Raw genomic sequence first — 21,179 nt, forward strand, 5'->3', positions numbered from 1 at the left:
GGCACGTTATGATGTTGTCGCAGTTACAAGAGCTGTTCCAGCGTATCGATAAAAGTAAATTATTTCAATCATTTGTTATTGCAGTTATTGTGGTTTCTGCACTGACCGTAGGTGCACATACCTATTCATTACACCCTACTGCTGAGCTATTTCTACATTGGATGGATATAGGCATCACAGTGTTTTTCTTGATCGAATTGGTTATTCGTTATATTGCCAGTAAAGGGATCAAAGATTTTTTCTCCAAAGGCTGGAACATATTTGACTTCATTATAGTGATAGGTAGTTTATACCCTGCGGCAGGCTCGACTATTTTTATTGCTCGACTACTACGCATTTTCCGCGTACTACGTTTAGTGTCTATGATCCCAGAGCTGCGCTTATTAGTGAACTCACTAATAAAAGCCATCCCGCAAATGGGCTATATCGCGCTGCTAATGTTTGTGATTTTTTATATTTATGCTGCCACAGGTAGCATGTTGTTTGCTGAAATAAACCCAGTACTGTGGGGCGATGTGTCTATTTCTATGCTTACCTTGTTTAGAATCGCCACCTTCGAAGATTGGACCGACGTGATGTACGAAACCATGGCGGTATACAAATTAAGTTGGATTTTTTACTTAACCTTTATCTTTTTAACTGCATTTGTATTCTTAAATATGATGGTGGGGGCTATTTTAGAAGTAATGAGTGAAGAGCATCGCAATGCACGAGAAGAGCAAGCCGATACAGACTCACTGCCCGCAACCCAAGGCCAAGTAAACGAATTGAAAGCACAACTGGCAGAGTTAAAACAATTACTCAAAAATAAGTAGCAGATTGAATAGGGCAAGTATGCACTTGCCCTATTGTTTATACTTTAAACTTACCTACTAAATCAGTTAATATCGATGAAAGACGACTCATTTCATTGCCATTCTCACTGGTGCTAACAGCAATATCACTCACCTCATCAGCCGAGTTTTTAATTTCTGTTACATTTCGATTGATGTCTTCAGCGACGTGTTGCTGCTCTTCAGCAGCGGTGGCTATTTGCGTATTTAAATCACTAATATTAACAATAGATGCCGTGATCTCACTAAACTGTTGTTGCGCAGAATGCGCAAGTTCTACAGTTTTATTGGTGGTTTCTATGCTGCGTTCCATGTCTTTAGAGACTTTAGAAGACATCGTGCGTAACTTATCAAGCTGCGATGCAACTTCTTCGGTCGACTCTGCAGTACGTTGCGATAACGCACGAACTTCATCAGCAACCACTGCAAAACCACGCCCATGCTCACCAGCTCGCGCAGCTTCAATTGCAGCATTCAATGCTAATAAATTGGTTTGCTCTGAAATGCCACGAATAACGCTCAAAATCGACATAATATTTTCACTTTCAGTATCGAGTTGAGTAATGTCTGCTGAGGCATTATTTATTACATCACAGAGCTGCACCACACTTTCTACGGTTTGTGTAATAACCGATTGCCCTAAATCTGATGCTTGTTGTGTTTGAACCGCTAAATCGGCCGCATTCGCACAACTACTCGACACTTCATTAGCAGTGGCAGCCATTTCATTAATAGCCGTTGCCGCCATTTCTAAAGCTTGTTGTTGTTGGCTAGTAGAGCTTGTTAGTTGAGCTGCTTGTGATGATGTTTGCGATGAGGTTTTACTAACATTTTGTGCGCATTCATTAATTTGTTTAACCAGCTCACTGATCAAATTTAAAAATAAGTTAAAGCTGGTGGCTAATTTAGCGGTTTCATCTTTTGTTTTTATTGTTAAGCGCTGGGTTAAATCACCGCCGCCTTGCGATATTTCAGTTAAACCATCGCTCACCTCAACAATTGGAGCAGAAATAAGTTTAGAAATATAACTCGCTATCGCAACAAATACGGCAATTAATATCGCGCTAATAATTAAAATGGTGTACGCCATCGCATTGGCCGCACTCATTACCTCAGACTTCTCTACCACCCCAATAAACTTCCAACCTAAAATGGGAGACGTATAAATATTGGCCATATACTGTTTTCCATCAATATCTACATCAAACAGGCCTTTGCTATTTTTAGCTAAATCAGCGTATTTAGCCCCCTCAATATCTGCTAGGTTTTTGAATCGGTAATCTGGGTGTTTCACATCCACCAGCACACTGCCGCTGTCTTCAATCAACATTAAGTAACCTGTTTCGCCTAATTTAATATCGGCAATAATATCGGTAAGCCCGCCCAATGAAACATCCATCCCTTGAGCACCAATTAATTCACCGTTATCAATAATAGCTTTAACCGTGGACACAATCACTAAATCATCAGCAGCCCAGTAATACGCATTAGTACGGGTTGTTTTACCGTTCGCTTGTTTGGCTGTTTTGTACCATGGGCGCTGACGAGGATCATAATTGGCGTTTACGTTTCCCATTGGCCATTGAATATAACCACCTTGTTCATTTCCCATGTAAATATAAGCAAGCCCAGGGTGAGTCTCACCAAAATGATTAAATAAACTGTAAGCAGCTTGCTCCGTCGGACTTTGGTTAGGGTGATCAAGCATTACCTTAGTGCCAACATTCATATGCGTTTTTATGTTTTCACGGGCATTTTTAATCGTTTGGTGGGAGGCTAAGTAGTCCACGTTTTTAGCAATTTCAGCAAAAAACATAGTAATTGCATTATCAACTTGGCGGGCTTCACGTTCACTTAACTGAGAAAAATTATCAAGTGCTTGCTCTCTGGTTTGGGAAATAACTAAAGCAGCTATAATTAATAACGGCAAGGCAATTGCAGATGCAAAAGAGAGCTTTAATTTTTTTGATATATTCATGAAGTTAACCTCTAAAAACACTCTTAAGAATATAGTGTGGCTAAAGGGGTTGAGCAAGAAATAATATGAGAATGTTTCGAAGAGGCAATAAAAAAGGTTAGCAATTTGCTAACCCTTTAACTTGATGAACTAGAAACTTACTCACCGTCTACAATAATTCGTAGCATCCGGCGAAGTGGCTCCGCTGCACCCCATAAAAGCTGATCGCCCACGGTAAAGGCGCTGATGTATTTTGGCCCCATAGCGAGTTTACGAATACGACCAACAGGGATACTCAGCGTACCGGTTACTTTAACTGGAGTTAAATCGGTACTGGTAATGTCGCGCTGATTAGGAATAACTTTAACCCACTCATTGTGCGAAGCTAAGATTTCTTCTATTTTCTCAACGCTAATGTCTTCACGTAGTTTAATGGTCATCGCTTGGCTATGACAGCGCATTGCACCAATACGTACACATAAACCATCTATAGGCACAGGCTGTTTAGATGAGCCTAAAATTTTGTTGGCTTCTACTTGCGCTTTCCACTCTTCTTTTGATTGACCGCTTGGCATAGGCACATCAATCCATGGGATTAAGCTACCCGCCAGTGGCACACCAAATTGGTCTTGTGGCAAATCACTCGATGCCATTTTTTCGCTGACTATTTTATCAATTTCTAAAATAGCTGAACTAGGATTATCTAATTGCTGTGCGACACTTGCATGAATAGCGCCCATTTGGGCAATAAGCTCTTTCATATTTCGCGCACCGGCGCCCGATGCTGCTTGGTAAGTCATTGGGCTTACCCATTCAATTAGGTCGTGCTCAAATAAACCGCCCAGTGCTAGTAGCATAAGTGAAACAGTGCAGTTACCACCTACAAAGGTTTTAACGCCTTGCTCAAGCCCTTGTTCAATGACATCTTTGTTAACAGGGTCAAGTACGATAATACTGTCGTCGCTCATACGCAGCGCAGAGGCCGCATCTATCCAATAGCCATCCCAACCCGATTCACGTAATTTGGGGTACACCGCATTGGTATAATCGCCACCCTGACAGGTAACAATAATGTCCATTTTTGCAAGTTCAGAAATATCACTAGCATCTAAAAGCGGTTTAGCTGGACCTGCTAACTCAGGGCCAAGCTGACCTGCTTGTGAGGTGGTGAAAAAGGTGGTGTCGATATGTGCAAAATCATGTTGTTGTTTCATTCGCTCTAGTAATACTGAGCCTACCATGCCGCGCCATCCGACTAATCCTACTTTTTTCATTGTTTGTTCCACTATTTGATTCATAAAAGGAGCCTATACATTAAAAATTAAAAATTCATTGCGTGAGATTTAATTTTTACAGCCTTAAGCTAACACCACCAGCACACTAAAACTAGTCAATAAACTGTAACTTAAATATTTTTCATACACATAAAAAAGCCCTGTACAAAATACAGGGCTAATAAGTAGTTAGGCGTTGTTATAAATCCTATCCTTGGGCTTTTACTTAAAACTCGTAGCTATAACTAATATCAAAGTTCATACCGACTTCTTTAGAGCGAACAATAATATCTGATTGCGATACTTCTTGATCTTCATTAAGCAGGTTTTTAACTTTAAATTTCACCTTAGAGTTAAAGTCAGGGTAGAAGGTATAAACTAAATCTAACGAATGAAATGGCTGCTCATAAGCATCATCTCGACTTGCAACACCTGCTGCTAAAATACGTTCACCAAATACGTTATAAACCAAAGAACTACTGTGCATACCGTCGAGTGAATCGTAGTTAAGTTGTAAATTAACTACGTACTCTGAGTGACCCGTCATACGTTTTTTAGGATTAGTTAAGGTGCCCGCAAGCGCAGGATCGATAGACGCTTCTGAATCACTCAAAGTTATATTACCACTGGTAAATAACCCTTCAGATAAAAACGTAAGGTCTTGCAACCATTCAGCTTCTATACCATAGACTTCAGCGGTTTCACCATTGATAAATGAGGCTGAATAGTCTTCATCGCCAATATTTAGAACCGTTTCAATGGGTGAAGTAATGTCTTTGTAAAAGGCAGCCACACTAAACGAATTACCGGCTTCACCGTAATATTCATAACGTAAGTCATAGTTTTTAATTGGGCTACTTTTAAGCCCTGTACGGCCAAATGTTCTAATATCGGTAAGCGGGTCAAAGTAGGTAACCGGTACCACTTCACGAAAATCCGGACGAACTACCGTTTCACCATAGCCTGCACGTATTTGGTAGTTATCAGCACCTACATAGGTGACAGAAAGCGCAGGGTACCAATCGTCGGAAACAATAGAACCCGCTTGAATTTTTTCAGGGTCATAAAAAGTATTTAAATCATCTTGATCAAATATTAGGCTAGATGTACCAATGGACGTTTGTTTAAATTGTTCATAGCGTACACCACCGCTGATGCGTAGCCATTGATCATAAAACACGTCAAACGAGGCGTAACCCGCATCTACTTTTTGCCCTGCAAGGTAATCATCCGCATCTGGGGCCGTTGGTTCGTTAAAATCAACCAGTATAGCGTTATTATTGATAAATTCATCGCTTAGGTATCCGCTATTATTAAGTGCATTATCACTGCCATCATTAATCGTGATACCAGCACCGCCACTGTTATTAATAGCAAAACTAGAGGTATTAAAAATACGCGCTCTATCTGAAAAGTCATACCCTACTTTAAATTCAACATCCATGCTGTCAAAGCTAAGCGGTAAGTTTAAATTACCACTGTAAGACTTAACTCGTTCTTCCATGTTGGTGTATGACATAATCACACGATTATCATCACCAGTGATTTGAGAACCTGCATACGACCCGTCAGTATTGTACTCATCGCGAAATTCAAAATCAGCATTCGTCGGAATATCCGTAGTTGCTTTCGCTTCGGTATACTGCCAATCAGCACCAATCCCCATGTAATCTAAAAAGGTGTGCTGACCAATAAACTGGGTAATATTGAGTTGTCGCTCTTCGTAATTAAAAGTATGGTTACGATTAGCAACGCCATCACCTGCAATACTAAATGTTGAACTACCCGCTGGACTCTGCGAAATCGCAATTTCAGACTCATCTTCATTATCAATAATGTAAAGCTGCTGCGCTGATATACTGTGAGTACCTAAGCTATAGCCTAAGCTAAATGACGCATTATAACGCTCGTTTTCTGTGGTCACTTGGGAATTTTTTACAGTATTAAAACATGAATTTGCGACATCATCCGCAGTATTTAGCGCTGTCGTACAGTCCATTTTACCGTCTTCATTTTCTAAATCTTGGCTTATCACTGAGCTAAATCGGTCTTCAAAATCCCACTCATTTTTATAAGCGCCAGAAAGCATAAAGCCTAACTTGCCGCCAAAGTAGGATTCGCTAAAGCTATCACCGTAATGGGCTTTAATATTGTATTGTGGATCGAGAGAGTCTTCTTTTAACTCATAACCACGCGGTAACGACTTAAGCAATTCGTTATTAATCGCAGTCGCTTGCTCGGCACGCGTTGTGTCACCATCGACTAAGCCGTCGCGTTTTACTATGTTGCCAATACCAAAATCACCTCGGTATTGTGTTACTGCAGATGATAACGCATCAGGTAGACCGCTTTCTTTACGGTTGTAAGTAAAGCCGTCACTTGCAGCAGTATTATAACCAACACCCACCTCTACACCCGCTGTAAATTCGCTCGGTGCAGTTTTGGTTCTAATGTCAATATTACCGCCACCAAACGCGGCGGGCATATTTGGTGAGTAAGCTTTTTGTACAGCCATGCTTGAAATTATACTAGCGGGAAAAATATCGAGCGGGATCACATTACGAGTTAGATCGGGGCTGGGTATGTACGCGCCATTTAAACGTGCGCTCGAATAACGCTCACCTAAACCACGCACATAAATGAACTTGCCATCAACGAGGGTTAAACCGGTTACACGCCTAAGAGCAGAGGCGGCATCGCTATCGCCAGTGCGCGCTAATTGCTCTGAGCCTAAAATATCAGCTACAAAGGCTTGATTTTTTCGTTCTTCAACCACAGCAGCAGCACTGCCTTGTAAACGCGTACCTACTGCCACTACTTCTTCTATTTCTTGGGCTACATCAATATCATCTTGCGCAGCGAACAGGCTTACAGATTGGGCACACAGCCCTAAACCAATCGCCCATGTAATTTGATTAAGTCTATGCTTTTTAGACATAAGATACATCCTGATCAGATTATACAAAAGAGGCGCCAAACGCTTATTATGCAAGCTCCAAGGCGCCTTCAAAAGTTTATAAATAGTGCTAAATTAGTCTGCGTTAGCCGCGGCTACTGCTGCTTCAACCCATTTATACCAATTTGACGTTGTATCCTGGTCCGATACGGCACCGATATAATTTACCGATTCAAAGAACGAATCTGTTGTACTTAAATCAGTGGCTGTAACGCTCACATCTGTAGAAGCCGTATTAGTAGCAAAACCATTAGCAGCAAGTACAGAGACATCATCTGTTAAAATTTCACTCGCGCCGCCATTTTCAAACCATGCTGTTTTAGTTTGTCCTGCAAGTGGGCCACCAGCAAAGGTATCGGTATTAGCGAAATTACTTGAACATGCCATTACTGAGCTAGTAAAAGAAATGTTATCGGCTTGCTTTTCACCATCACCCGAGAATTCGATACATTGTGTATTAACTGCGTTTTTCTTAACAATTAAAGCGTTATAAATGCTTGAGTTAAATTGGTCATCAAATTTGTAGGCTTGTGAAGGGTCATCATCACGAACTGAATTGCCATCAGTTGTAATCACAGTCACATTTGCAACCATCGGGTTTGAAGGTGATACTTGATCAGAAGATGAACCTTTAACGCCGTCAGACTCAAAACCATTATTACCCATATTAACCACAGAACCATCGTTAAGCGTTACCGTACCGTGTTGAACAAATAAGTACTGCGCCTTACCTTGCCAACCGGCATCAAAGTCAAATGAATCATCTTGAGTATCAGTCACTGCAATATGCTTAAGCGTGGTTGCACCACCAAAGATTTCAATACCGTCATCAAAGCCTTGGTGAATATGAATGTAATCAAACTCAGAGCCTGAACCAACAGCATTCAGTGTTAATGAATTTAAATCATCGCCTTCACCACCTACGCGAGGGCCAGAGCCTGCATACCATACTTTAGCCCATTTAATATTACCGCTTGAATCGCTATTATCTTTACCACCAAAGTAGCTTGTAATACCTTCAGAGGCTACGTTACATGTACCGCCATCACGCTCTGCATCTGTACATTGGTCAGTAATACCTTGACCATTAATGATAATGCCACCCCAGTCAGCATAACGTGCACCCTCACCAGCTGTATCAAAACGGTCAAAAGCATTTGCTGAGGTAAATACTACTGGCTTTTCTGCTGTACCCACGGCTTGAATTTTTGCACCACGTGCAATACGTAAAATCGCTTCACCTGATTGAAATGCAAGCGTTGCGCCAGGCTCTACAGTCATAGTTGGGCCATTAGTAGGAATAGAAAAGCCATCAACTGTGTTGCCATCTTCACCAATTTGCAGGGCATCAGCAAATACATGTACACCACCTTCAGGTAATTCTTTAAAAGTAATGTTGTTAGTAATTGAAATAGTTTTACTAGAAAATGAATCGTTGTATAAGCAATCTATACCACTGACAACACCTGTTACCGTGCCTGCATCTGATTCATAGCTTGCACATACAGCCTCATCATCAGTTGTTGTACCGGTGTTGTTATTAGAATTATTAACACTGTTGTCTGTACTGGTGCTGTTATCATTAACGGTTGGTGTAATTTCTATATCACCACCACAACCAGCAAGTGTCATTGCTGTAGCCACTAAGCTGATTTTGAATAAGCCAGATAATTTCATTGTTCACTCCGTAAAAGTATTTAATTATTGTGTTAGCGCATTAAGTAATAACTTAAGTCACTTTAAGGCACGATACTCATGCATTAAGGTCACTTGAGTTATCGAATACGAAGTACAATACGGGAGTGATATGACAATGAAGTTACACTTTAATAAACATAAAATGACAATGTTAATTAATTAAAAATCAATTGGTTGCTTTAAAAGCGCGCGCAAAAAAACCACACAAACTAAATGTTAGTGTGGTTTGAGTAGTGCAATTATGAAATGGTTTTTAGTGCGTCAATTAAGAACTAATAATCGCACTATAAAAATTAAAGCAGTGCTGTTTTTAATGTTTGCGCATGCACTTTTTCGCGTTTTACATATTTGATCCATTGCTGGGCTAAACGTTGCGATTTTTTGTGCTTTTCGGCTTGTTCAAACGCAAGGATAGACGCATCAAAGTTTTGTAAATTGTATTGTGCCATCCCTAAAGCAACAAACGCATTTGATTCAAAATCAAGGCCGCCTTTATCCAGTGCCATTCGCGCTGCATCGGCAGCTTCGTCATACTGCTCTGTATTTACATACACTTCAGCCAAGCGCTGGTCGTATTTACCATGCTCTGAGCGCTCTGCAGCTTTGGTAAAGTAACTAATCGACTTAGCATCTTCTTTAGCTTGTACCATGGCCTCGGCTACAAAGGCATAATTTTTAGCTGTTGGTTCAGCAATGCCCTGCTCTAGTGCCTTACTCATTACACTGGCGGCTTTGTAAGCAAGCTGATTATATAAATATACCTGTGCAAGCTGTCTTAGGTCAGATTTAGAGGTTAAAAATCCTTGCTGGTAAGCCGCTTCTAAAACACTAAGCTGCTGTTTTTCTTGCCCAGTTTCACCGTACATACCGGCTAATTGCACCCAATACTCAGGTTTGTTGTATAGCTTTACCATACGCTCAAGTACGCTGACTACTTTATCCGTTTGGTTAAGTGAGTAATACATAGCACGTTGCAGTACCAGCCAGTTTTCTTTTGGTACTTTGCCTTCGCTATCACTTAAGTTAATGGCTTGGGTAATGTAACTCAGGCCTTGCTCATAGTCTTTTAATTGATAGTAGGTTTGCGCTCTTAATAAATAATATGCATCAGTTTTTGGCTTTGTATTAATGGCATCCCATTTATCTAAAAATGCGATAACCTTTTCATAGTCGCTGTTAGCCATTGCAAGCTGCGCTAAACTGAATGTCGTGCTCAAACGCAATGTTTCTGGAATGCCATCTTCTGCAATCACTTTTTCAAATGAGGCAATCGCTTTTACAAGGTCGTTTTCATTGTAATAAATAAACCCATAAAAGTTATGCATCATCGCAACTTCATAAGAGTTCATACTTGATGAGCGCGCTTGTATGCTGTCAAGCGCGTCTAAACCTGCTTTACTGTCGCCATCATCCGCAAGTTTTTGGGCGCGAGCTAATTGGCTGTATACCTTTTCACGCAGTGCGGGAACTCGTGTTGTTTTCTGCTTTTCAGCAGCCTGTACTGTCGCCAAATTTACACCCGGAAGTACACTCAATGCACTTGGTGTAACAACGCTGGCACTGATTGCAACAGTGCACAACATGCTAAGCTTTAATAGCTTGGTTGTTAGTTTTAATTTCATAATTGCCTCACGTTCACTCTTTACTTACTTAATAGAATTAACCATTAATTTGGAAAGAAATTTTATTTTGCACACCGGCTACTTCAACAGCTTCACCATTAACAACGCGCGGTTTATATTTAAACTTAAGGGCCGCATCCATCGCTGCTCTGTCAAACAATGACTCTGGCTCGGCTTTAATAACTTGTGGCTCTTTCACTGTGCCTTGCTTGGTCACTGTAAACTCAACAATGACATACCCTTCAATACCACGCGACAAAGCACGCCTTGGGTATACCGGTGCCACTTTTACTATCGGTAAATATTCACCATCACTGGTTTCTAATGCTAATCCACCCGCTAGATTTACATCAGCATCGACATTTGCAGCAAAATCAAAGTTGTTGCTAGCAGCGTTGTTATCGCTACTTTGCATTTGTGGCGATTCCATTGGCGGTGGTGGCTCTTTAGGTGTTGGTGGCTTTTGTGGTTTACGCTCCTTTTTTTGTACCGTTTCTTCTTTTTTCAAACGGACAAAATCTAATACATTCCCTTTTGCAGGCTCCGTCATGGCGCCTTCTCCGCCGGTGATCAATGCCTGCATACCTAAAAACAGCATAAAGGTCACCACACCCGCTATAATTAACGCAAGTACATAACGCATCACTCGTTACCCTTCTTGAGCCGCTATTGAAACATCAAATACACCCGCTGCACGCGAGGCATCCATCACTTTTATCAAGGTTTCTGTAGTGGCTTTTTTATCGGCCTGAATAACCACACTGCCTTGTGGATTTTCAGCTTTTAAGCGTTCAATGTTGGCTTGTACAGCACGTACATCAATTTGACGTTTATTGATCCAAATTTCGCCCTGATCTGAAATAGCCACTAATATGTTAGCGCGCTCTTTTTTAACAGCCGTTGCCGCTTCTGGGCGGTTTACATCAATACCGGCTTCTTTTACAAACGAGGCTGTAACAATAAAGAAAATAAGCATAATAAATACAACATCCAGCATAGGAGTCATGTTTATTTCTTCTGCTTCATCTTCTTGGAATAAATTACCTAATGGGGCTCTCATTTTACTTCTCCTAGAATAAGCGGTGATTATGTTCACCGCTTTTCAATAATTATTTAGTGGTCCAACACCATAGTGTCTTGCAACAATTCAACTTCACGCTTTGCTTTACGCTGTAAATAGGTTGAGGCAAACACCCCAGATAACGCACCGACCATACCTGCCATAGTGGGTATGGTTGCTTTTGACACACCCGATGCCATAGAGCGTGCGCTGCCTGTACCTGTAATGGCCATTACATCAAAAACTTCTATCATCCCTGTAACTGTGCCGAGTAAACCTAATAGTGGACACAGCGCTACCATTACATTAATAAGCGGTAAGTTTGCGTTTAATCGCATACTAGCGCGTGAAACCATGGCCTGGCGTATTTGCTCTGCATTCCAGCTGTTGCGTTCACTACGAGTTTTCCACGTATTCTTAACGTCTTTTTTGTAGTGTCGATAGCCATTAAAAAAGTACATAAATCGCTCGAGTATCAATAACCACATCGCGAAAATTAACACGGCAATGACCAAAAGAACTTGGCCACCCGTGTCGAGAAAATCACGGATAGCATTGATTGAATCAATCAATAGCACCATGGTTTAAGCTCCTTTCTCGCTTCGCTCGGCAATAATACCTGCACTTTGTTCTTGTAAAATAAGCAGTAAGCCTTTTGAGCGAGTATTCAATAAGGTGTATAAAAACACCGTTGGAATGGCAACAACAAGGCCTAATACCGTAGTAACCAGGGCTTGCGAAATACCGCCTGCCATTAGTTTAGGGTCGCCAGTGCCGAATAAAGTAATTGCTTGGAAGGTATTGATCATCCCAGTTACCGTACCGAGTAAGCCCAGCAATGGCGCTACCACAGAGATAATTTTAATAAGCGTTAAATTACGGGTGATTTTTGGCATTTCGCGTAAAATAGCTTCGCTTAACTTAAGTTCGAGCGTGTCGTACGCCACATTAGGATATTGGTCTTTCACTTTCATGACGCGCCCTAGCGGGTTATCATCACGGGCTGTATCGTCTTTTAATTGACGACGGATTTTTCCACCCATCAGCAGGAGCGATACAAAACGCTCTAACGCAATTAATAACGCTAATAAGCCAACGCCTAAAATAACGTAACCAACTGCACCACCTTGATGAACTTGCTCGCTGGTATCAGGGGCTTGTACTAACAAACCTAAAATTGAACCACCAGTTGGGTCAAGTGCAAACGGCACCACACCGGTGTTTGCTTGCTGCAAATCAGCCGCAGTCGCAGTAAAGCGGCTACTTGGTTGGCGAGTAAGCTGGCTAATAGTATTGGTAGAAGGCGTATACTCTAGGTACTGACCGTCACTAATAAGGTTAAATGCACCCACACGTACCACTTCTTTTTGTACTTTATTGCCACCGTCAACAATTACATCAGTATTGAAACGGCTTACTTTTCCTTGTTCGGTCATTTCGCGTTGTAGCTCAAACCAAACCTTTTCGATATCTTCAATAGACGCAAGCTTTGAGGTAGAACCCATTTTTTGCGCCAATTCGTCCATAAAAGTACTACGCCCAGGTAACTGAGCCGATACCACCGAGGTTGCAAACTTATTGCTAGAATCTCCAGCAACTTGTTGTAGCACACCAAATAGCTCTTTTAATGAACCCATACGCTTTGATAAAGTATCGGTCAGGTTAGCCAATTTAATTTCGTTTTCTTCAAACTGCGTTTCTAAACGCTCTGACTCGCTAAGCATTTGGTTTCGTTTAGCTTGGGTGTTTTTAAGCATTTGCACTTGTTCATTTTGACGTGCTGCAAATTCTTGTTCGCGTTGTTTATTTTGTTCTGATTGCGCTGATTTACCCTGCTCTAACGTTTTTAATAAGGCATCTAAGTTCATTGGTTCAGCGGCACACATCGCACCTGAAAAACCTAAGCTGGCTGCAAACACGGCCATTTTTGTCATTTTTGTTAATAATTTCATGGTAAACCTCTTATTCTGCAGCATGAATTGGCAGTGTTAACATATCGGGGGCTAGTTGTTTGCGAGCAATGCGAAGCCCTTTATTAATTTGGCTAATGGTTGAATCAGGCAGTGCAACAAACGACTGTGACTGTTGATCCCAACTACCTGCTTGTTTGCCATCGCGGGTAAGGTAAATGAGTTCTAAACGGCCAATGCGCAGAAAGTCGACTTCACGTTCTTTATTGTCCACATCAAGCAATGCGGTATACGCTTCAATAGTGCGTCCGTAGTCAACCTCAACTTGATAAGCCTCTAAGACACGACGAAATTTTTCACTTGATGTAATATCAGCGCGTTCCATCATTGCATTTAATGATTCAAGACGCTGCTTTCGCTCTTGCTTTAAAAACGGCACGTCTAAGGCAACAAACTGTTCAAGCCCAGTGATCATACGAAGCATTAAAGGGGTTATTTGGCGCTCAATAATCGATACTTGATCCATCGATAAATTAAGCGATTCCATCTCTTCTATTTGATTATTTAACTGTTTTGTAAGCTGTGCGTTATAAACGGCTAAACCATCTATTTCTTTATTTAGGGTTTTGAATTGCTGTAAACGCCCTTGCATTGAATCTGCAATCTTGTCTATTTTTGTTTGTGATTGCGCAGCTAAATTATTAATTTCGCTGCTTTTATCAATTACCGTGTTTAAATCATTGGCGTGGACTGCTGCACTTGCGGCTACAATACCAGCTAAAATTAATGGTTTAACGCCTTTCATCGTATACACCTTTGCTCGTTAATTATCGGATTTGCTAGTCGCTTTAGCCTGTTTATTAAAAAACATTTTAAAGCGAGATAGTTTCAATGAGCGAAAGTGTATAGATTAAAAATGACAAGCGTGTTGCGTAAAAAAGTCGCTTTTATGACAGCGGTAATAAATTAGCCTTATTGGCCGAATTTAAAGTGCAGGGGTAATGTTTGAAGTGTAAATTTTATAAGTAAGATTGTATTTCACTTAGCGTTTGCTGCCAATCTGTGTAGTTAATAGCAATGGGGTATGCGCTATTGTTTTTTATTAATACTAACGACGGAAAACCTTGAATAGGTAAACTGCGAACAAAGTTAAGCTCATCATCAAAGCGACGCTTAAGTTCCTTAGAGTGTAACTGCTGAGTAAATAAACAGGGATCTAAACCAATTTTTTCGCATAGTTTAATAAGCACGTCTTCATCCGATGGATTTTGCGCCTTTAAATAATACGCTTGTTGAATAGCGTCAATCATCTGTGGCTCTTTGTTAAAGCTACGAGCAATTAAAGCCGCTCTGCAGGAGGGATAAGTAGAACGGCGCGGTTGGCATTCTCGCCAAAAATTAAAATTAAACTCAGTGCCTAATTGGTTGCTAATGTTTTGCCATATGCCTTGTAGTTGCAACTGCATATCGGCACTCATTGGCTGGTCGCTATCAGCAGCTAAACCTCCGATTCTATATTCTATAGGCAGAATATTTGCTAGAGCCGATTCAAGTTTTTGCCACGTAGGCTTATACCCCCAGCACCAGCTACACATAGGATCATGCACATAAATAAGCTTATTGACTGACATACTCGCCATGCGCAAATATGACTTTATTGCGCCCTTGTGATTTTGCCTGATATAAATACTCATCGGCTTGTTTTAATGCACTGTCGTAGTCATCAATATGATTAGCTTGTGCAATGCCAATGCTACAAGTTAACGATACTCGTTGTTGTTTATCAGTTAATATTACATGATGTTGCACGCATTCTCTAAAACGATTAGCCAAAATACTGGCTTCTATGGTGGTCATCTGCGGTAAAATAACCACAAACTCTTCGCCACCATAACGGGCTTTAAGGGCGGTTGCAGAAAATTGCGACTCTAATAATTTAGTAAACTCTATTAATACGGTATCGCCAAAATCATGGCCGTAGGTATCATTTAATTGTTTAAAGTTATCTAAATCAATGAGCAAAATAGACAGCGGTAAATAATGCGCTGGCCGTGAAGCAGCAAGCTTTAAAAAATGTGAAGTAATAAAACGGCGGTTGGGTGCGCCTGTAAGCTGATCTGTATAGGCGTGTTGTTTTTGCTCTAAGGTGATATCTGCAATGGCAAGGTGGCTTCTGTGACGAAAATACTCACCGATAAAAGAAAACACCAGCACTAATGAAAATGCAGCAACAAAACGGGTCTTTTCTACCTCACCATAAATAACCTGCCCCATATCGGGGCCATACAACATAACAATACAGCTCAATAACATGGCACTACTTAACCATGCGCCAAGTTTGACACCCAGTATGGCAAATACAGCTACAGGATAAAACATTAGCCAATATAACGCGGTGTTTTCTTTACCCCCGGTGAATACTAAAGCTAAGCACATCACAAATACAATCATCAAGGTAATTAACGCGATAGCATTAAGCTGTTTAGTTTTTATAAAATAAACAATGCATCCTACAATCGTTAAGTTAACTGAAATTAATGCGGCAGTTAATATAGGTGCATAAACGCGATAATTTGCAATCACCAAATAAGTAATTAACACCAAGGCAATCGCTATCATGGTAAATAACGAAAACGCTTGGCGTTGTCTATCAAAGCTATAAACACTATCAATATTGATTAAACTGAGCCAGTTTGGTTTATTTATTTTTGTTTTACTGCTCATACTTTGAATTTTTTAACCATACGCTCTAAGTCGCTGAATTGATGTTTGAGCTTAGTGCACTCTTCTAAAGTGAGGTTAAGGTTAGATTGACCTTGAATCGATAGGTCGCTAATAACATGGATATCTGAGTGTAATGATTTAACAACTTGATTTTGCTCATCAGTAGCATTAGCCACACTATGATTAGCGTCGGTTATTTGCTTTATCGCACTAATTATTTGCTTCATTACATCGCCAACTGCATCAGCTTGCTGAACACTTTTTTCACTTTCTTCTAAACTGGTTTTCATCAGCTCAACGGCAGAGCTTGAGCCTTTTTGTAGTTCAATTACCGTATTTTCAATTTCTTGCGTTGATTGCTGAGTACGTTGTGCTAATTGCCTGACTTCATCAGCAACAACGGCAAACCCTCTTCCCGCTTCACCTGCACGTGCCGCTTCTATTGCCGCATTTAAAGCAAGCAAGTTAGTTTGTTCACTCACGCCTTTGATTACCGCAAGTACATTACCGATATTAGCAGTATGCGAATCTAAACTATTAATTGTTTCTTGTGCTTGCTCTATATTTTGCGAAAGTTGATGAATGCTCGATACGTTATTCGTTAGTGTTTGCTGATTTTTAGCGCAATATTGATCAGCATCTTTAGCAAGTGTTGAGGCATTACTTGCACTAGTTGAAATTTCTGTTGCGGTGGCTGAAAACTGGTTAATTGCCGATGCCACACTGTTGGTACGTTCACTTTGGTCGTCGTACATAGTTAATGTTGAATCTGTTTGGGTAACCAGTTTAGCAACCGCGGTTTCTAGCAACTGTGTTGAAGACTTAACTTGAACAATTGAATTTTGAATTTTTTCTATAAAAATATTAAATGAATTACTTAACTGACCAAACTCGTCATCGTTCTCAACACTGAGTCGACAAGTTAAATCGCCTTCACCTTGTGCTATATCTCTAATAGCATCATTAAGACGATACATAGGTCGCATTAAATAACGCAGTAAAAACTCCAGTGATGCAACAATCACTAAAATACCAATAATTAAAAAGACAATTGCCTTTTGACCAAACGAAGAAACACTTGAATACGCTTTATCTTTATTGACTACAACACCCAGATACCAATCAACATTTTCAATACCACGAATCTTAGTAAAGGATACCAGCGAGGTTTCACCCGCTACTTGATACTCTGTAAACTCTCTTGCTAACGGTGCATTTTTACCAATAAAATCTGCGACTTTTTTTGAATTTAATTTACTATCAGGGTGACTTAATATTTGCCCTTTATTATCAAGTAAGAAGCCATAACCGAGTCCCAAGAAATCAATATCGCCAATAATTTCAGCGATGGTTTGCATATCAATATCTGCTCCCGCTACCCCTTTAAATTGACCATTACTATTAATAGGCGCAACGGCTGAAATTGTCAGTTCGTTGGTGGTCACATCAATATAAGGGGTTGTAAAAGCCGTTGTTGTTTTATTTTCTACTAATTTATACCAAGGGCGACTTGTAGCATCAAAATCGCTGGGGAGCACAACACTTTGATCATTTAAAATAAATGTCCCCGATGATTTACCTATGTAGGTATTTTTAAAATCCCCGGCAAGCTCAGCGGTATTTAATTGCGAAAGCGTTAAAGACTTCGTATCGTTATCTTGATATGTTTTTGCGATAGAGATCACAATTGCCAATTTATTATTGAGCCAACTTGCAATGTTTTTAGAAACCGATTCTGAGTTTTGCTCTAGCACCAGCGACAACTGCTCTTGAGTTTGATGACGCATTGAAAAATAGTTATTTATAGTGAAAACACCTAACACTAAAACTAACACTAATGACGCAGCGATGGTGATTTTGGAGGTGAATTTTAGCGAGCTAAACATAAGTACCTTAAGGATTAATCATTATTACCATTGCCTTTTTAACAAATTTTTAACTGAAAGTCTTAGCAAATATAAGCTAGGATTGATTAAACTGTAAAAAATAATAATAAAGGACTATTTTTGATATGCAGGAAAAATCTATAAGGTGATTTTTTTGATAGAAACGGTCTAGCTATTTGCATAGAGAGACTCTATGCAACTATGCTTCTTAGGAAAGTAAAAGGATTAAAATTTGAATTTAATAATGACGTTACACTGAGTAATTATTATTTAAATCACTTTTTCCATTTCATTTTATTATTAGTATCGCGTGAGGAAATAATGGTTTCATCGCTGCTTTGAATTCCGCCCAATTTCGCGAGTCGGTCATAAAGAACAACATTACAAGTTGCCGCTAAATTCATACAACCTATAGTTGGGATATACACAACTTCGTCGCACCATTTTAAAACGTCTTTAGGCACAGAGCCGTCTTCTGGACCAAACACATAAAATGCGTTCTCAGGATGAGTAAACTCGGGTAAAGGAGTGGCACCTTCAATTAGCTCTATTACCACTACTTTTGCGTCTTGTGGCTTAACTGATGCTAAATTGTCGGTGGCGGTTAATGGAATACGTTGCACCACATTTTTAGTATCAGTATGAAATTTTTGTGCATTTAAATAACGGTTGCCGGTAAAAAACACCTGCTTGGCGTCATAACAACCTGCTGCGCGTAATACACCACCCACATTGGTTGGGCTTTTAGGGTTTATTAAACCAATACTTGCTTGTAACTTACTCACTAGTTGCAATCCTTGGTTGGCCACTCGGCAATATACAAGTCAAAATCTTCCAGTTTTACATCACAATCTTTTACTGTTTTATCTTTGACTGAAATATTTAGCTCATGCATTTTAGTTTTATCGCCGTTATTAAGTAACGGATGCCACGTTGCTAAACCGCGCCCTTCATGAAGTCGGCGGTAGCTACAGCTTTGGGGCATGAAAAAGATGTCTTTTAGGTTTTCTTTAGTGAGCTTAACGCACGAAGGGACTAAGGTTTGGCGGTTTTCGTATTCACTACAGCCACAGGTATTGTTATCAAGGTATTGGCAAACAATATTAGTGAATATAAGTTGCTCGCCTTCTCTTAGCTGATCGGTAGCAGTAAAGTCATCTTCGTCTTCACTGTCAATAAAGGTGTTTAAACAACACTTTCCACATCCATCACAAATGGCTTCCCATTCTTGTTGGTTCATTTCATTCAGGCTTTTGCTAAGCCAAAATTGGGTATTTGCTAATTGTTGATCAAACATGGTGTTCTCGCCCCTTTTAAGAGCGCGCATTCTAACGTATTGCAGCAAAGCGCGCAAAGCCAATCCCTAATATCTGCATGGCTTCGCGCGATTTTATTACTGCTGAGATTTAACCCAACGTTTAATTTTTTGCTCAAGGATAGGCATAGGTAATGCACCATCAATCAATATTTGCGTATGAAACGCTTTAATATCAAATTGCTCACCTAATTGCTGGTGGGCGTAATCTCTGAGCTCTTTAATTTTAAACTCGCCCAATTTGTACGATAATGCTTGCCCAGGCCATGCGATATAGCGCTCAACTTCAGCGATAACATCACTTTTTGCCATTGAAGAATTTGCTAGCATGCAATCAATGCCTTGTTGACGTGTCCAACCTTTGGCATGAAAACCTGTATCAAGCACTAATCGCATCGCTCTTAGCTGCTCATCGCTAAGACGCCCGTACCACATATACGGGTCAGTAAATAAGCCCAGTTCTTTGCCTAGGCTTTCTGCGTATAAAGCCCAGCCCTCGGCAAATACCGTGTAGCCGCCAAATTTACGAAAATCAGGTAAGCTTTGCACCTCTTGTTGCAGCGCAATTTGAAAGTGATGCCCCGGAGCGGCTTCATGAATAGACAGCGTTTCGAGTAAGAACTTAGGCTGTGCTTTTAAGTTGTATGTATTGATATAAAATATACCTGGGCGCGAACCATCAGGAGCAGGCCCTGCATACGACGCTCCTGCAGCCGATTGGGCACGATAGGCTTCAACCGCTTTAACAACATAAGGAGCCTTAGGCTCAATATTAAATAACTTTGGTAAGCGAGCGTCTATTTTTACTTTAATTTGTTCATAGGCGGCAATTAACTCATCGGCTGTTTTATAATAAAACTCATCTGAGTCACGTAAGTGGTTAAAAAAGGCTGATAATTCTCCTTCAAATCCTACGGTGTCTTTAACCGTTTTCATCTCACTTAAGATTCTTGCCACTTCACTTAAACCAATCTCATGAATTTCATCCGCTGATAAACTTAATGTAGTATTTTTCTTTATTTGGTAGTCGTACCACGCTTTACCATTGGGTAAATCAGCATAACCAACAGAATCGCGGGCATAAGGAATATAATCGTTAAGTAAGAAATCGCTCATTCGCTGATATGCAGGCACTAATTTATCTAAAATCAATGTTGTATACTGCGATCTTAACTGTTGATTTTCATCAGCTGCAAAAGAGTCTGGCATGGCTTTAATGGGCGAATAAAAGAGAGAATCTTCTGCGCTTGTAACAACATGCGCTTTAAATTGCGGGAGTAATTTTTTTGCTAATGGCATAGGCAGTACCACATTGTTTTTAACGCCTTGCGCCATTGATTGTTCAACACTTGCAAGCCATTTAACGAAACCTTCGGCACGCTTAATAAATTTTTGGTAGTCGGCAACAGTATTAAAAGGCTGAGCACTTTGTCCTGAACCAAATCCAGCGAAGGTATTATGCGCACCTGACATTTGATTTATCGGTAACAAATAATTTTTATATTGCATCCCCTCAAGCTTGAGGGCTAAATCTCGGGATAATACTTCAAAATTCAGTAGCGCTTGACCGTTCAGTTGTGATTCATCAATCAGCGTTAAGCGTTGTTGATATTTTTTGTAAAATGCGGCTTTTTTATCGCGATTAAACTGCGATATTTCAGGCAAAAATTGATCATCAAATTCATGGCGGCCATTGTAAGTAGCGCTTAATGGATTAAAAGCTAATGATTCATCGTAGTACTGAGCAACGAGCACATCTAATTGCTGCTCGGCTGATAATTCGCTTATTACAGGTGCGACTGACTGATTTGTGTTTAATTGTGAGCTGGTGCTCATACAACCACTTAAGGCAAACATAACGCTACTGGCAACCAGTGCTATTTTAATAACTTTCATAAAGATCCTTGTTAGTTTTTACCCGCCAATTATGCGGTTTTAAATAGC

Annotated in this window: 17 protein-coding genes; 1 reads left to right on the plus strand and 16 read right to left on the minus strand. The window is 40.3% G+C overall.

Annotated elements, in window-relative coordinates; all coding sequences use genetic code 11:
• Window positions 1-11 precede the first annotated feature (11 nt).
• Window positions 12-815, plus strand: a complete 804-nt coding sequence (locus tag CWB75_RS09995; protein WP_010388826.1) for an ion transporter — start codon at window positions 12-14, stop codon at window positions 813-815.
• Window positions 816-852: 37 nt separating this feature from the next.
• On the opposite strand, the gene CWB75_RS10000 is transcribed toward CWB75_RS09995, so the two are convergent.
• The 16 genes from CWB75_RS10000 to CWB75_RS10075 all read right to left on the minus strand — a co-directional run bounded on the left by CWB75_RS10000 (window position 853) and on the right by CWB75_RS10075 (window position 21,131).
• Window positions 853-2,811: a methyl-accepting chemotaxis protein gene (locus CWB75_RS10000; RefSeq protein WP_054201573.1), complete on the minus strand. Its 1,959-nt coding sequence runs from the start codon at window positions 2,809-2,811 to the stop codon at window positions 853-855.
• A gap of 137 nt (window positions 2,812-2,948) precedes the next feature.
• A complete protein-coding gene (asd, locus tag CWB75_RS10005; protein WP_138570559.1) occupies window positions 2,949-4,088 on the minus strand; it encodes an aspartate-semialdehyde dehydrogenase in 1,140 nt (379 codons plus the stop codon).
• 202 nt (window positions 4,089-4,290) lie between these two features.
• Entirely contained in the window at window positions 4,291-7,002 is a 2,712-nt protein-coding gene (locus tag CWB75_RS10010) for a TonB-dependent receptor domain-containing protein (RefSeq protein ID WP_138570560.1), read from the minus strand.
• A gap of 93 nt (window positions 7,003-7,095) precedes the next feature.
• Window positions 7,096-8,697 carry a beta-helix domain-containing protein gene (locus CWB75_RS10015; protein WP_138570561.1) on the minus strand — a complete coding sequence of 534 codons (1,602 nt, stop codon included), beginning with the start codon at window positions 8,695-8,697 and terminating at the stop codon, window positions 7,096-7,098.
• Window positions 8,698-9,011: 314 nt separating this feature from the next.
• The gene (locus CWB75_RS10020) at window positions 9,012-10,340 is read right to left on the minus strand and encodes a tetratricopeptide repeat protein (protein WP_138570562.1); all 1,329 of its coding nucleotides are present in this window, start codon (window positions 10,338-10,340) and stop codon (window positions 9,012-9,014) included.
• A 37-nt stretch (window positions 10,341-10,377) separates the two neighbouring features.
• Window positions 10,378-10,983 (minus strand): energy transducer TonB, encoded by a 606-nt coding sequence (locus CWB75_RS10025; RefSeq protein WP_008111498.1) that lies wholly within the window; start codon window positions 10,981-10,983, stop codon window positions 10,378-10,380.
• A 6-nt stretch (window positions 10,984-10,989) separates the two neighbouring features.
• Window positions 10,990-11,400, minus strand: a complete 411-nt coding sequence (locus CWB75_RS10030; protein WP_008111500.1) for an ExbD/TolR family protein — start codon at window positions 11,398-11,400, stop codon at window positions 10,990-10,992.
• Between the two features lie 53 nt (window positions 11,401-11,453).
• Window positions 11,454-11,981 (minus strand): MotA/TolQ/ExbB proton channel family protein, encoded by a 528-nt coding sequence (locus CWB75_RS10035; protein ID WP_008111501.1) that lies wholly within the window; start codon window positions 11,979-11,981, stop codon window positions 11,454-11,456.
• A 3-nt stretch (window positions 11,982-11,984) separates the two neighbouring features.
• On the minus strand, window positions 11,985-13,352 hold the full coding sequence (locus CWB75_RS10040; RefSeq protein WP_138570563.1) for a MotA/TolQ/ExbB proton channel family protein: 1,368 nt from the start codon (window positions 13,350-13,352) through the stop codon (window positions 11,985-11,987).
• A 10-nt stretch (window positions 13,353-13,362) separates the two neighbouring features.
• Window positions 13,363-14,115, minus strand: a complete 753-nt coding sequence (locus CWB75_RS10045) for a DUF3450 domain-containing protein (protein ID WP_109874980.1) — start codon at window positions 14,113-14,115, stop codon at window positions 13,363-13,365.
• 214 nt (window positions 14,116-14,329) lie between these two features.
• Window positions 14,330-14,941, minus strand: coding sequence for a DsbA family protein (locus CWB75_RS10050; protein WP_138570564.1), 612 nt, complete (start codon window positions 14,939-14,941; stop codon window positions 14,330-14,332).
• Window positions 14,928-16,034, minus strand: coding sequence for a GGDEF domain-containing protein (locus CWB75_RS10055; protein WP_138570565.1), 1,107 nt, complete (start codon window positions 16,032-16,034; stop codon window positions 14,928-14,930). The genes CWB75_RS10050 and CWB75_RS10055 overlap by 14 nt, the downstream gene beginning before the upstream one ends.
• On the minus strand, window positions 16,031-17,920 hold the full coding sequence (locus tag CWB75_RS10060; RefSeq protein WP_138570566.1) for a methyl-accepting chemotaxis protein: 1,890 nt from the start codon (window positions 17,918-17,920) through the stop codon (window positions 16,031-16,033). Before CWB75_RS10060 ends, CWB75_RS10055 begins: the two co-directional genes overlap by 4 nt.
• A 275-nt stretch (window positions 17,921-18,195) precedes the next feature.
• Window positions 18,196-18,705: an RNA methyltransferase gene (locus CWB75_RS10065; protein ID WP_138570567.1), complete on the minus strand. Its 510-nt coding sequence runs from the start codon at window positions 18,703-18,705 to the stop codon at window positions 18,196-18,198.
• Entirely contained in the window at window positions 18,705-19,217 is a 513-nt protein-coding gene (locus CWB75_RS10070; RefSeq protein WP_008468055.1) for a YcgN family cysteine cluster protein, read from the minus strand. Before CWB75_RS10070 ends, CWB75_RS10065 begins: the two co-directional genes overlap by 1 nt.
• 96 nt (window positions 19,218-19,313) lie before the next feature.
• Complete coding sequence (locus tag CWB75_RS10075; RefSeq protein WP_138570568.1) at window positions 19,314-21,131, minus strand: DUF885 domain-containing protein; 1,818 nt, start codon at window positions 21,129-21,131, stop codon at window positions 19,314-19,316.
• Between the last annotated feature and the right edge of the window lie 48 nt (window positions 21,132-21,179).

It is taken from the genome of Pseudoalteromonas sp. S1608 (assembly GCF_005887265.1).
Lineage (GTDB): Bacteria > Pseudomonadota > Gammaproteobacteria > Enterobacterales > Alteromonadaceae > Pseudoalteromonas > Pseudoalteromonas undina.

Excerpts from the sequence above, each read along its gene's own strand:
- CWB75_RS09995 (WP_010388826.1), top strand. The coding sequence starts at position 12 with ATGTTGTCGCAGTTACAAGAGCTGTTCCAGCGTATCGATAAAAGTAAA.
- CWB75_RS10000 (WP_054201573.1), bottom strand. The coding sequence starts at position 2,811 with ATGAATATATCAAAAAAATTAAAGCTCTCTTTTGCATCTGCAATTGCC.
- asd (WP_138570559.1), bottom strand. The coding sequence starts at position 4,088 with ATGAATCAAATAGTGGAACAAACAATGAAAAAAGTAGGATTAGTCGGA.
- CWB75_RS10010 (WP_138570560.1), bottom strand. The coding sequence starts at position 7,002 with ATGTCTAAAAAGCATAGACTTAATCAAATTACATGGGCGATTGGTTTA.
- CWB75_RS10015 (WP_138570561.1), bottom strand. The coding sequence starts at position 8,697 with ATGAAATTATCTGGCTTATTCAAAATCAGCTTAGTGGCTACAGCAATG.
- CWB75_RS10020 (WP_138570562.1), bottom strand. The coding sequence starts at position 10,340 with ATGAAATTAAAACTAACAACCAAGCTATTAAAGCTTAGCATGTTGTGC.
- CWB75_RS10025 (WP_008111498.1), bottom strand. The coding sequence starts at position 10,983 with ATGCGTTATGTACTTGCGTTAATTATAGCGGGTGTGGTGACCTTTATG.
- CWB75_RS10030 (WP_008111500.1), bottom strand. The coding sequence starts at position 11,400 with ATGAGAGCCCCATTAGGTAATTTATTCCAAGAAGATGAAGCAGAAGAA.
- CWB75_RS10035 (WP_008111501.1), bottom strand. The coding sequence starts at position 11,981 with ATGGTGCTATTGATTGATTCAATCAATGCTATCCGTGATTTTCTCGAC.
- CWB75_RS10040 (WP_138570563.1), bottom strand. The coding sequence starts at position 13,352 with ATGAAATTATTAACAAAAATGACAAAAATGGCCGTGTTTGCAGCCAGC.
- CWB75_RS10045 (WP_109874980.1), bottom strand. The coding sequence starts at position 14,115 with ATGAAAGGCGTTAAACCATTAATTTTAGCTGGTATTGTAGCCGCAAGT.
- CWB75_RS10050 (WP_138570564.1), bottom strand. The coding sequence starts at position 14,941 with ATGTCAGTCAATAAGCTTATTTATGTGCATGATCCTATGTGTAGCTGG.
- CWB75_RS10055 (WP_138570565.1), bottom strand. The coding sequence starts at position 16,034 with ATGAGCAGTAAAACAAAAATAAATAAACCAAACTGGCTCAGTTTAATC.
- CWB75_RS10060 (WP_138570566.1), bottom strand. The coding sequence starts at position 17,920 with ATGTTTAGCTCGCTAAAATTCACCTCCAAAATCACCATCGCTGCGTCA.
- CWB75_RS10070 (WP_008468055.1), bottom strand. The coding sequence starts at position 19,217 with ATGTTTGATCAACAATTAGCAAATACCCAATTTTGGCTTAGCAAAAGC.
- CWB75_RS10075 (WP_138570568.1), bottom strand. The coding sequence starts at position 21,131 with ATGAAAGTTATTAAAATAGCACTGGTTGCCAGTAGCGTTATGTTTGCC.